This is a genomic window from Paenibacillus sp. P2(2022) (assembly GCF_029522175.1).
GTDB classification, from domain to species: Bacteria; Bacillota; Bacilli; order Paenibacillales; family Paenibacillaceae; genus Paenibacillus; species Paenibacillus polymyxa.
The window spans coordinates 23741-36308 of the sequence record NZ_JAKWFI010000016.1 but is presented as its reverse complement, the minus strand read 5'-3'; the positions used below and the strand labels follow the sequence as shown (position 1 = coordinate 36308).

The 12568-nt window shown below is 48.0% G+C and carries 12 protein-coding genes; 4 read left to right on the top strand and 8 right to left on the bottom strand.

Annotated elements, in window-relative coordinates; translation table 11 throughout:
- Nucleotides 1-5 precede the first annotated feature (5 nt).
- Both MMB75_RS24980 and MMB75_RS24975 read right to left on the bottom strand, forming a co-directional pair.
- Nucleotides 6-1166 (bottom strand): rhamnogalacturonan acetylesterase, encoded by a 1161-nt coding sequence (locus tag MMB75_RS24980; RefSeq protein WP_045245412.1) that lies wholly within the window; start codon nt 1164-1166, stop codon nt 6-8.
- 266 nt (nt 1167-1432) lie between these two features.
- Entirely contained in the window at nt 1433-1855 is a 423-nt protein-coding gene (locus MMB75_RS24975) for a hypothetical protein (RefSeq protein WP_016818468.1), read from the bottom strand.
- A gap of 168 nt (nt 1856-2023) precedes the next feature.
- On the opposite strand from MMB75_RS24975, the gene MMB75_RS24970 reads away from it, so the two are divergent.
- The 4 genes from MMB75_RS24970 to MMB75_RS24955 all read left to right on the top strand — a co-directional run bounded on the left by MMB75_RS24970 (nt 2024) and on the right by MMB75_RS24955 (nt 5783).
- Complete coding sequence (locus MMB75_RS24970; protein WP_016818467.1) at nt 2024-2449, top strand: CHRD domain-containing protein; 426 nt, start codon at nt 2024-2026, stop codon at nt 2447-2449.
- Nucleotides 2450-2649: 200 nt separating this feature from the next.
- Entirely contained in the window at nt 2650-3843 is a 1194-nt protein-coding gene (locus tag MMB75_RS24965) for an acyltransferase (protein WP_045245411.1), read from the top strand.
- 116 nt (nt 3844-3959) lie between these two features.
- The gene (locus tag MMB75_RS24960) at nt 3960-4661 is read left to right on the top strand and encodes a response regulator transcription factor (protein WP_025364763.1); all 702 of its coding nucleotides are present in this window, start codon (nt 3960-3962) and stop codon (nt 4659-4661) included.
- A gap of 15 nt (nt 4662-4676) precedes the next feature.
- Entirely contained in the window at nt 4677-5783 is a 1107-nt protein-coding gene (locus MMB75_RS24955; RefSeq protein ID WP_045245410.1) for a sensor histidine kinase, read from the top strand.
- Between the two features lie 15 nt (nt 5784-5798).
- On the opposite strand, the gene MMB75_RS24950 is transcribed toward MMB75_RS24955, so the two are convergent.
- The 6 genes from MMB75_RS24950 to rhaI form a co-directional block, all read right to left on the bottom strand.
- Entirely contained in the window at nt 5799-6554 is a 756-nt protein-coding gene (locus MMB75_RS24950; protein ID WP_045245409.1) for a LutC/YkgG family protein, read from the bottom strand.
- Nucleotides 6547-8067, bottom strand: coding sequence for a LutB/LldF family L-lactate oxidation iron-sulfur protein (locus tag MMB75_RS24945; RefSeq protein ID WP_045245408.1), 1521 nt, complete (start codon nt 8065-8067; stop codon nt 6547-6549). Before MMB75_RS24945 ends, MMB75_RS24950 begins: the two co-directional genes overlap by 8 nt.
- The gene (locus MMB75_RS24940; protein WP_123797155.1) at nt 8064-8792 is read right to left on the bottom strand and encodes a (Fe-S)-binding protein; all 729 of its coding nucleotides are present in this window, start codon (nt 8790-8792) and stop codon (nt 8064-8066) included. The genes MMB75_RS24945 and MMB75_RS24940 overlap by 4 nt, the downstream gene beginning before the upstream one ends.
- Before the next feature lie 166 nt (nt 8793-8958).
- Nucleotides 8959-9717, bottom strand: a complete 759-nt coding sequence (locus tag MMB75_RS24935; protein ID WP_016818460.1) for a DeoR/GlpR family DNA-binding transcription regulator — start codon at nt 9715-9717, stop codon at nt 8959-8961.
- A 20-nt stretch (nt 9718-9737) separates the two neighbouring features.
- The gene (locus MMB75_RS24930) at nt 9738-11213 is read right to left on the bottom strand and encodes a rhamnulokinase (protein WP_277511332.1); all 1476 of its coding nucleotides are present in this window, start codon (nt 11211-11213) and stop codon (nt 9738-9740) included.
- Entirely contained in the window at nt 11210-12430 is a 1221-nt protein-coding gene (rhaI, locus tag MMB75_RS24925) for an L-rhamnose isomerase (RefSeq protein WP_045245406.1), read from the bottom strand. Before rhaI ends, MMB75_RS24930 begins: the two co-directional genes overlap by 4 nt.
- Nucleotides 12431-12568: the final 138 nt, after the last annotated feature.

Below are 12568 nucleotides of genomic sequence, written 5' to 3'. Positions count from 1 at the left end.
GAAATTTAGAATCCACTCACACCCTGCTTCTTCAAATCCTGTGCTACTAATCGCGCCAGTTCCCTTGCACCCGCAAAGTTTGGATGTAGTGTATCACCGTTCATATACAAAGCCAGCGTAGCTTCTTTGCCAATAGAGGTGAAATAAGCTGAACTGAGAACATTTAGATCGACTAAAGGCGTTTGTTCCTCTTGAGCCAGTGCCAAAATAGCGCTTCTATACCATCTGTTTTCAGCGTTGTGTACATTGTTAGCATTAAAGTCAGTGGCTCGGCCTTGCGGTGTTGACAGAATTACCGTCGCCCCCTTAGCCTTCACCTGCCGAATCATATCCCGCATCCAATCCTTAAACTCCGCTTCGCTTTCGTTATGCTTTGGATTGGTGTCATTAATGCCTAATTGGAGAATAAAATAATCCCCTGGCTTGATATATTGAACGATCGCCTCTAACTGACCATCGTGATGGAAGCCTCTAGCAATCTGGCCCCCTGACGCCATATTGCGAATTTGAAAAGTATTCGTGTTTACAAACTCTGGCAGCAGTTGACCCCATCCTGCCTGCACACTGCTATCTAGCGGATAATAGTTACATACCGTAGAATCCCCGCCGATATAAATCGTGCGATTCGTAACTGGATTGCTAGACAATTGCCTGATTTCCAGTGCACTGAGTGTGAAGACTGCGCCCTCTTTGCCTTCAGTAACTAGCAGATTTAATTGTCCGTCTGTCACTGGAATTTGAAAACGATCCTTAGCCCCATTTCCCGTCATATTTATGACCTGATACACCCCTTCGGCCGCAACACTCGAACGAGAAGTATTTCCTAAAGTAACCGACACCTCATACAAACCTGGAGGAAGATCGACGTCGAAAGTATTCTCGCTTTTCGTACCTGTAGCCAAGAATTGTACCGCATCACTTGCCACCCCAGTTCCCGATGCACTGACATTACGCATATTCTCAGGGGTACGAAAGCCATAGCCACGTGCTGAGTCATAGGACACCGAAGCGCTCACTCCGGTATACCCCGTTTCGACCGTACCCCCGCCAAAATCAAACTTGTACTCGCCAGTTGATGCATGTGCCGGGGTAGCTATACCCAGCCCCGGCGCACCACATAAAAAGGCTGCTAAAAGCATACCAGTCAATCCTTTTTTCCACTTCATTCTTCATTCCTCCTCCAGATTTTTAATTGCATGAAACAAAGATTTTTTTGTAAGCGCATACATAAAATTCTACCCATGGTTGCAGGGTTGTACCTATGTTATTCTTATGCAATTGAAAAGTAGCTTATTCGTTAAGCTGAACTTGTACTTGTCAGCCTGCATAGTGAGTATGATCCAGTATATTATATGCCTGTACACAAAAAAGCTTCGCAGATCCAACTGCGAAGCTCCCTGAAGCAAAATTCCGTTAGTTCAAAACTACTGCATTAATCCGAAACCAAAATCCCGTCGAAGCTCTCTGGACCTACTCGTATTGTACCCAGCAGGTTAGCTGATACAAAGGCTGTATACACCAATTGTGGCGTAATCGGTGGGTTAAAATCATCTGCTGAGAACGCAATAACCTGTGGAGCTAATAAACTTAAATTAAAAGTTGACGTAGCCGAATAAACAACAGGGTCTGTTATCTGCGTACCTCTGACAATAGTAATTGTAATTCCTACTAAAGCAAGTGGAATTTGAAGAGATATAGTTCCTTTAAGCAGAACCCGTGGTGTACCTGTAGCTCCTTGGGTGTTTAATCCGATCTGTCCGAACAATTGCGGCGTATTTAAAAGAGTGATTGGGATGGCAATAGAGTTGGCTGTCGAAGCATTTTGGGATGTTCTTCCATCAATAAATGTTCCCATAGTTTCTCCTCCTCTCTCTATCAGATACTCATAGTCTATGAAAAAATCAGTTTTGTGCTTGGACTGAATAACTTGTAAAACACACAACTTCTGATGAATAGGCGAATGTACAGCCCCTTCTCTGATCCTGTGAATACACTAAACCAACACTGGGAAAGGAGGGACGTAATGTCCAATAAGTTTAGAGCCACGTTGAGGGGGGCTAATGAAGTGCCTCCTGTCAGAACGAATGCGACAGGAACTGCGGAATTTCGTTACCGTCCAGCGAGCCAGCAATTAAGCTTTGAGCTGACGGTTCGCAATATTTCACGGGTAACTGAAGCGCACATTCATTTGGGACGAAGAGGTGAAAATGGTCCTGTTGTTGCTACACTGTTTGGCCCTTCGAAGTTTGGGATTACCGTAAGAAGAGGTGTCGTTACCGGCGTGCTGCGTGCAATTGATCTTACCGGTCCACTCAGAGGCAGAACCATTAATGATTTGGTATGCCAAATTAGAGAGGGCAATGCCTACGTCAACGTCCACACGATCCGTCATCCGAACGGTGCCATTCGTGGGCAAATCAGACGCGCACCTATCAAACGTTGCAAATAACGAATGAACATGAGTACTAAAAAGAACTTCCATACTGCTCATTTTGAGCCTATGGAAGTTCTTTTTTTTTAATTCTTAACAAAAGTTAAGAAGTTCATAAGCGATTCTTAAGCCGCTCCCTTTCAGGTTGTTAAGAACTTTATCTTTTAATAGAAAGAGTTCAACAAGATACAGTTCACTACTGAAAGGAAATGAAGCTTATGAAGCCTACGACCAAAGAAAAAATTCCTGAATTACAGTTGGTCAGAGCCATGGCGATTTTAGCCGTCTTAATGGTACATGCCACTTCCTATGCAACGGTCCAACTTACAAATTCCGGCCTTTATGTTGTATATAATGCGCTCAATGTGTTGATGAAGTACGGTACCCCTGTATTTATCGCGCTTAGCAGTATGGTGCTGTTCTATAACTATAAGGATCGTCCGCTGGGACGACAGCTCTTGAGGCGCTTTTATAAGCAGAGATTGCTGTACATCCTCTTACCTTATGTCATGTTTTCTCTGTTTTATTTCATCCTGTCCCTTATGGCTGGCAGTACCGAACCATGGAGTATAACTACACTTTCGGAAAACTTTGCTCTGAAACTGGTTACGGGCAAAGCGTACACCCATTTATATTATATTTTTATCATGATGCAATTTTATCTTGCATTTCCATGCATACTATGGCTGTTCCAGCGTTATCGGCAATTTCCGCAATGGTCTATTGTCATTGGGCTGCTGCTACAGTGGTCATTTATAATTAGCAACAAATTTCTCTTTCAGGTTCAAAATAAAGGCAGCTGGGCGCTGTCCTATGTGGCCTGCTACATGCTGGGCGCAGCTCTCGGCTATTACTATCCCCAGCTTCGAACTTGGTTTCTGATACGTAAGGAGGAACGAAGTTTTACAAGCGTGCTGACATGGATCGCAATTTGGGCTTTATGGCTGATTTCAGCCACCATTCATGTCTATATGTGGTACGAAAATAGATTGTACGGAGCCTCGTACAATTCGCTAGTTTTTGAACTTATGTATAACATGTACAGCCTGTCTAGTCCGCTGGTATTACTACAGATTTCCTTCTTAATGTATAGAAGACAACATTCCTTTGTCATTCGCAAGCTGGAACGTCTGGGCACACTGTCCTTTGGTGTGTATCTCATACATCCATTTTTCCTACTCTTGTATCGGCAGTTTTCACCACACATTGGCTCACCGCAGCTTATTCATGTGTGGTACGCTGGAGGTTTTTTCTGTGCACTTCTTTGTTCTTGGCTCGTCGTGTCGGTCATCGCCCGCTTCCTGCCATGTGCTTGGATTTTGTTTGGTCAGCTACCGGGTACAGGAAAAAGGAACTTCAAGCAAGAAGAGGGCATGTCTTCGCCCGAAACGCTACTATTCAAAGGCCGATGATATCCAACAAACGACCTGAGAAGAGTGTCCATAGCCTCCATCGCCAAAAAGGTATATAATACGCCCATATTGTATACTGCTGGAAAGAACAGAAAGGGTGCACAACCATGCATAACATGCATAACGGAACCATTTTATTAGTAGACGATGAACCTGAAATTATTAAGCTCATGCAAATATATTTAGAAAATGAAGGATATCGCTTGCTCATGGCACGGGACGGACTGGAAGCGCTGGAGCAGGTTAATCGGGAACAGATAGATGTAATGGTGCTGGATGTGATGATGCCCAACATGGACGGGATTGAAGCCTGCATGAAAATCAGGGAAACCGAGCATTTTCCGATCATTATGTTGTCTGCGAAGGGACAAGATATGGACAAAATTACAGGGCTTAGCGTTGGGGCCGATGATTATGTCACCAAGCCGTTCAGCCCGCTGGAGCTAGTGGCACGCATCAAATCCCAGCTACGTAGAGTACGGAAATATACCCACTCCTCTCCTATATTGGAGCATGAAATGGTACTGGATGAACTCTCCATTAACACTGTTACACATGAGATCACTCTCGCTGGAGAATCCGTTAAGCTGACTCCGCGTGAATTCGCTATTGTTGAGCTTTTGGCTCGACACCGGGGTCAAGTGCTGAGCATGGAGCAGATTTATGAGAAGGTCTGGAAGGAACAATATCTGGAATCCAACAACACGCTAATGGTTCATGTGCGTAAAATTCGCGAGAAAATTGAGACTGATCCAAGAAAGCCCAAATACCTGAAAACGGTGTGGGGCATCGGCTATAAAATGGAAAAATTCGATTAATGGAGGACTTGCGTCTTGAAGGCAAAACGATACGATACGCTGGGATGGAAGCTGGCAGCCCTTAGCCTTGCCGCCTTCACTTTAACTGGACTAATTTTAATGGTGTTTTATTATGGAGCGTCTTTGCTGTTATGGCTGAATCCCTCGCGTTCTTTTTTTGGCACTCGGCTGATCCGCTGGACCGTCAATCACATTGGTTCCTCACTGATCTTGCTGGTGTGTGGGCTGCCTTTATATATTTATTTCTTTTTCCTTTTTACCAAAAATACGATTGGCTATCTACGCGAGATTACGACAGGGATGCAGAATTTCGCGGACGGAAATTTATCCTATTCGATTCCGGTATCTTCCGCAGATGAACTGGCAACCTTGGCAAAAAATATGAACACCATGGCAGACAAGCTCCGTCTTTCAATAGAAGAAGAACGGGCTTCCGCCAAAGCGAAAAACGACCTGATCACTGGTGTATCCCACGATCTTCGCACCCCGCTAACATCGGTGATTGGCTTTTTGGAGTATATTGAAACCGACCGTTACCGGGATGAAATTGAGCTACGCTATTATGTAAACATTGCTTATGAAAAATCGCTGACGCTTAAAAAGCTGATCGACGAGTTATTTGAATACACGCGTGTGAGTGGTGGTAGCCTGCCACTGGAGCTGGAGCCTGTAGACCTCGGCAAATTGCTCACTCAACTTGCTGAGGAATTTGTACCCTCACTGGAACAGGCGGACATGTCCTATCGTGTCCGAATCGTTGAGCCTGTTCGGATTTTGGCCGACACGGACGAACTGGTGCGCCTGTATGAAAATTTATTTTCCAATGCGATTCGATACGGAAAGGATGGCAAGCGTCTCGATATCACGATAGGACGTGAAGGCGATGAAGCGATAGTGATCTGCACCAACTACGGCACCCCGATTCCACCGGAAGATGTCCCACATCTCTTTGAACGGTTTTACAGAGTGGACAAATCACGCTCCAAGGAAACCGGAGGTACCGGGCTGGGCCTTGCTATTACCAAGAGCATTACCGAGCTACACAATGGCCGCATTTCGGTTAGGAGTAATCGCAAACAAACAGATTTTGAAACCCGTTTTCCGATCTATCGCGCCCGTTAGACGGGCAGTATAACGCTAACCAACCAACAACGTATAAACGATACCTGGTCCGTGTACACCGATCGTCAAATCATTTTCGATATCCGACGAGCGGCTCGGTCCAGTAATAAAATGAATGCCTGCGGGTAATTGCTCACGCCCTGCTACGTCAAAACGGTTTAAAATCTCGCCCAGTCGTGTTCGCAGACGTTCCACGGGCAGGAGAATGATCAGCACAGTCGGCAGCAGACTGACCGAGCGCCCCTTCTGCGGCGAGGATAGCACTGCTACCGAGCCGGTGTAGGCGGCGGCCTCATCGGCCATGACGATGCCGATATCGGCCTCCGCGGCGCGTGCCTTCCAGTCTTCGGCTGGATCGGTGTTCCACACCGACAATCGGACTTCCGGTAGCGCTGCTTCCAACTGAAGCGCATCCAGGTCCGGCTCATTCTGCCGGACGATATAGGCTGCTCCCAGCTCGCGCGCCTTGTGCGCGATCCAGTCTGCCGCCTTCTTCAGATCTGGCAGACGCACCACGTGTCCGCCAACACTTGTAAAGTTGGCGGTGAACTCCTCAATGCGCTGCTCCGCACTCCATTCGAATTTGTGCCAAAACGCAGGTGCGCCGCGAAACGGCTGCATCGGTGGCTCCGTCTGTCGTGGACGCTTGAGCCGCGTCGCAATGCCTTCCATAAAGCGTGCCTGCTTGACACGGGATTCTGCTTGCATTTGATGAAGCCATGCTTCATGCTCCGCTTTTGCTTGCATAGAAGGATTACGCTGTTCACTCATGCTGCGTCCCTCCTTTTCTTCTATCCGCCAAGATCGTCTCCATTCGGCTGAGAATGTCCGGATGCATGACCTTGCGTTCCTGCTCCAGCTCATGCGCTAGTGTGTTCCAGTGCTGACGGAAGGACTTATTCGCCAGACTTGGAGCCACACGATACGTATTCCAGCCTTTTAAGGGGCCAAGCTTAAGGGTAATCTCTCCCTTACGGACTACCGCTTTCTGTGCGATCTGTCCGAGTCTGATCGCCGCAGCGAATCGCTTCGAGCTGGAAACTACCGCTGCAAAACCTTTCATCCCGATCGTCTCCAGTTTATCCCCTTGTCCTGCCTCCACCTTGCGTCTACGCAAATAAACCAGCATATCATGCAGTGGTATTTTGACCGGACAGGCTTCATAACACGCCCCGCACAGACTGGACGCACTCGCAATATCGTTCCACTCTTCGATGTTGCCATGAAGGGCAGGCGTAAGCACTGCACCAATAGGGCCGCTATATGTCCCGCCATACGCATGTCCCCCAATGTGTCGGTACACCGGACAAGCGTTCAAACAAGCGCCGCAGCGGATGCAATTTAACAACTCTTGAAACTCAGGATTGCCTAGCTGAAGCGAACGCCCGTTATCTACGATGATAATGTGCATTTCCTCCGGTCCATCGGCATCCTGGCTGCGCCGGGGTCCTGAAATCCCCGACATATACATCGTCAACTTCTGTCCGGTAGCGGAGCGTGGCAGCAATGTAGCCATCACCTCCAAATCTGTCCAGGATGGAATAATTCGCTCCATACCCATCAGTGTGATTTGCGTTTTGGGCAGAGTAGAAACCATGCGAGCGTTGCCTTCATTTTCAAACAAAACCATGGAACCCGTCTCGGCAATGGCAAAATTGCAGCCTGTCATGCCAATATCCGCTTCTAGAAACTTTTCACGCAGCTTTTTGCGGACAAAGCCCGCCAAAATCGTCGTATCTGCGGACAGCTCCTCCCCTGCTTCTTTAGACAGCAGCTCGGCAATCTGATAGCGGTTTTTGTGAATCGCAGGGATCACGATATGAGATGGTGCCTCTCCCGCCAGTTGAATAATATACTCACCGAGGTCACTTTCAATCGTCTCGATATCCGCACCTTCCAGCGCCTGATTCAAATGCAGTTCCTCCGACACCATCGACTTGGATTTGACGACAGAACGGGCTTGATTATGCGCGGCAATGTCCAATGTAATGCGCACGGCATCCACTGCGGTGTCGGCAAAATGGATATGCACCCCGTTGGCACGGGCATTTTCTACAAATAGATTTAAGTAATAGTCCAGATGGGCAATCGTATGAAGCCGAATTTGACGCCCCCGCTCACGCCATTCCTCCCAATTTCCATGCTGCTCTGAAGCTACACGCTTACCGTTGCGCAGCCGCTCGGTAGTGAAACGAACTGCATTCCGCAAAAAATCATCATTCAGAGCCAGCTCTGCACGTTTTTTGACCTTTTGGTTCATAGAGTGCGTATGTACAGCGGTCATGCGTGCTTCACCCCTTCGTATAACAGCTCTGCCAGATGCATCACCCGAACTGGCTCTTTCCGATATCTGAGATTACCGGCGATATTCATCAAACAGGCCATGTCCAGTCCGACCAGTACCTCGGCTTCCGTCTCCCTGATATGGTCCACTTTTTCAGTCACCATCGCTCCCGAAATATCGGGCATTTTCACCGCAAAAGTACCACCAAACCCACAGCAGTCCTCTGCAAAAGGAAGCGGCACTAATTGCAAACCCTTTACGCTGCCAAGCAGCTTCATCGGTTCCTCCTTTACGCCGAGCAAACGTGTTCCATGACAAGACGGATGATAGGTTACCGTATGCGGAAAAGACGCACCCACATCGGTCACGCCAAGCACCTGCACCATAAATTGTGTAAACTCATACGTCTTTTGCTCCAGCCTCCGTGCCGACTCCAGCCACTCAGGCTCATCCTTGAACAACTCCGGGTAATGATGAATCATATATGTGCAGGAACCGGAAGGAGCTACGACAAAATCACTGTTATTAAACGCTTTCAAAATCGTTTTTGCCGCTGCCCTTGTTTCATCCCAATAGCCGCTGTTATAGGACGGCTGCCCGCAGCATGTCTGCACCTTGGGAAATTCTAGCTCGACACCATATCTGGCAAGCAAGCGGACCATCGCTTCCCCTACCTTGGGATACATCGCATCACTTAGACAGGTAATAAATAAAGATACCTTCAAACGGCACACCCCTTCCGTCCATTTTCCAAAGGAAAACTTTCATCATAAGCATAAGCTTGCAGTGGGATTCTCACCTATGTTGATCTTACTCATCAGAGAATCCCGCTGCAACAGCGATCGTAAATCAAATGAACCGCAGAGCGACCTCACGCCGGAAACTACCTGCTTACACAATCGTAACCGGAATGGACAACTCTGCGAGCTGACTGCGAATCGGGTCCGACAGCCGCGAATCTGTAATAATTTCGGACACTTGCGTCAAGTTCACGACATGGGTAAACGCCTGCTGCCCGAATTTGCTCGCATCTGCCAGTAAAATTACCCGATCCGCAATGCTGACCATTTTCTGCTTCAAACGAGCTTGCAGCTCATTTGATTCACTAATGCCGCGATCCAGATGAACTCCCTGACTGGAAAAAAACAGCTTATCCACATAATAGGTTTCTAATGAACGCTCTGCAAGCGGGCCCACGAATGACAGTGAACGTTGAAGCAGCTGTCCTCCCGTCGAAATGACCTCGATTTTTTCCTTACCTGCCAGCTCTGTAGCTACCCGAATCGAATTCGTTAGTATCGTTAAAGGAATATCCGGCAGACTGGACGCCATATACCAGGCAGTCGTACTGGCATCCAGCAAAATGCGATCGTGCGGCTGAATCTGCTTGACCGCTTCCTCAGCAATCCGACGCTTTTCCTCCGCGTTCATAATTTCCCGTACCGCATAGGGCGTTTCAGGCTGCTCGTTTTTGACACTAACCGCTCCCCCATGAGAACGGCGCAGTCGTCCCGCCTGCTCCAGACGATCGAGATCGCGGCGAATCGTTTCTTCCGTTACTTTACACAGCTCACTCAATTCGGACACCCGTATGCTTCCTCTTTCATTTACGAGCTGCACTATCATCTCATATCTTTCTGCGACCAGCATGGCAATCTCACTCCACATCTTTAATGTACAAAAAGTCCTGTCACCCGCCGGAACCGCCCGTAGGCATCCTCCCACGCTTCTGACTCGGCAGGTTCATATTCCTCTACGGTAATAGAATCCGCAATGACCCGGCGTGCTTCCCATATATCGGCGAACTTTCCCTGTGTCATCCATTGTACCGCAAGATTGCCGATTGCGCTCGCTTCTGCGGGTCCTGCCCATACGGGTTTTTGAATCGAATTGGCCGTCCATTGGCACAGAAAGCGATTTTGAATCCCTCCGCCGACCATATGCAAACCATTAAAACGCTGTCCTGACACCCGTTCTGTAAGCTCCAAAATGTAGCGATACTTTAACGCCAGACTTTCCAGAATGCAGCGCGTAATCTCTCCCGGCGTCTCCGGCATTAGCTGCCCGGTATTGCGGCAGTATTGGCGTATGCGTGTTTTCATATCCCCGGCATGCAGAAACAGTTCATCATCCGGGTCAATCAAACAAGTGAACGCTGGAGCCTGTTCCGCCATATGAACCAATTCAGGAAAAGAATAGGAGTTTCCCTGCCGTTCCCACTCTCTGCGCGCCTCCTGTAGAATCCACAGTCCCATGATATTTTTTAGCAGCCTGTAGGTTCGGCCTACGCCGCCTTCATTTGTAAAATTAAATCGAAGCGTATCATCATTAATTACTGGCTGTGCGGTCTCCGTTCCCATCAGGGACCATGTTCCGCAGCTCAAGTACGCAAAGGACTGCTCCAGCGCTGGTACGGCAGCCACTGCTGATCCTGTGTCATGCTCTGCTACTGCAATCACAGGAATCGCTCCAATACCCAGATCCGTCATGACCGATGAACGGATTGTACCTGCAACACTTCCCGGCTCCAGTACCTCTCCAAACCAAGAGCGGGGAATGTTGATTCCAGTCAAAAGCTCATCATCCCATTTTTGCTGTAACGGATGATATAACTGCGTGCTGGTTGCATTAGAAAACTCATGATACATTTCACCTGTCAGAAAATACCGCAGCAAATCAGGGATCATCAGGAAACGTTCTGCCTGCTCCAGCAAGGGTGATCTTGCATTTTGCATAGCAGCTAGCTGATAAATCGTATTAAACGTCAAAAACTGAATGCCTGTGCGCTGAAAAATAAAATCTTTTCCCAGCCGTTCCTGTACTTCTTCCATTACTCCATGGGTGTGCCAATCCCGATAATGATAAGGGTTGCCCAGCAATTCGCCGGTTTCTCCAATCAGTCCAAAATCGACCGCCCAGGAGTCAATCGCCAGGCTGGATGGGTTCACTCTCATATGCTTGGCTTTGAGCAATCCTTGCTGAACCTCGTGATAGAGACGCAATATATCCCAGTGCAGGCGCTCCCCAACCTTGACCGGATCATTGGAAAAGCGATGGATTTCCTCCACCACGATACGTGAATCGGTTAATTTTCCGAGTAGAACCCTGCCGCTGCTTGCCCCCAAATCATAAGCGAGGATGCTCACCAGCTCGCACCACCCTTGCCTCTTTTCAAAATCTGCGTACCATACTCAGACGCCAAATAGGCTTTCATTGGATCTGCAGGTAATCCTTGCTCTTCACGGATTGCTTTGAGCAACGGGGCCACATCAAACTCAAATGCTTGGCGTACGGCATCCTCCGCACCCAGCACATCCTGACGGCTCACCGCTTCCTCCACCTCTGCATGATTGATCAAAAGTGCCTTCGCATATTGAGTCTGCACATTTAGGACCGAGCGAATCATGGCCGGAATTTTGGGTTCGATATTGTGCGACTGATCGATTAAATAAGCAATTTTATCGACAGTATGACGGATATCTGCATCGACATCCTGAGCTGCGTTCAAAATCTGATAAAAGATTAAAAACAGCTCATACGGATTGGCGGAACCCACGATCAGATCATCATCCGCATATTTATAACTGTTAAAATGAAAGCCACCCAGTCGCTTCTCATCCATTAAAAACGCAACAATATGCTCCACGTTGGCTCCCGGCAGATGATGCCCTGTATCCACCAGCACCTGTGCCTGCGGCCCCAACTTGGTCGCGTAATGGTACGCCATGCCCCAATCGGCAATATCCGTATGGTAAAAAGCCGGCTCAAACGCCTTGTATTCAATCAGCATGCGCATATCCGGCGTAAGCGCCTTATACATTTCATGGAGCGCCTCCAGCATCCAATTTTTGCGTTTGCGAATGTCCCCCTGACCGGGATAATTCGTTCCGTCCGCAAACCATAGGCTAAAGTCGTTGGAGCCTGTTTCCTTTGCAATATCTACGCATTCCAGCAAATGGTTGATAGCCTTGCGACGGATTGCCGGGTCTACATTAGTAACGCTACCGAGCATGTAGTCCTCGTCTTGAAAGAGATTGGGATTTACCGCCCCAATTTGCAGGCCAAGACTTTCGGCATGACTGCGAAGCTTGCCGTAATTGTCAACTTTATCCCACGGGATGTGAATGGCAACGGACGGACATAAGCCTGTCAAGGCATGAACCTGTGCTGCATCCTCCAGCTTTTCGAACGGATCACGCGGCACACCCGTTTTCTGAAAGACTTTAAAACGTGTACCTGAGTCGCCATATCCCCAGGAAGGTGTTTCTATGCTAAGCGCTCTCAGTTTGGTCTTTACTTGCTCTAGGTCAATGCCTCGTTGTTGCTGCTGATCCTCGAATAAGGCGTACGCTTTGTCACTCATCGTGGTTCCTCCTTGGAAAATGAAGTGAGTTATAGGAGACCGCTTCGCTGCTGACCACCCATAAAGTCACTTCTAATTTAAAGTGTTGGTGTATAAATAAAAGGATGAAAACACGCAAATAAATGTTGTCGCTTATTT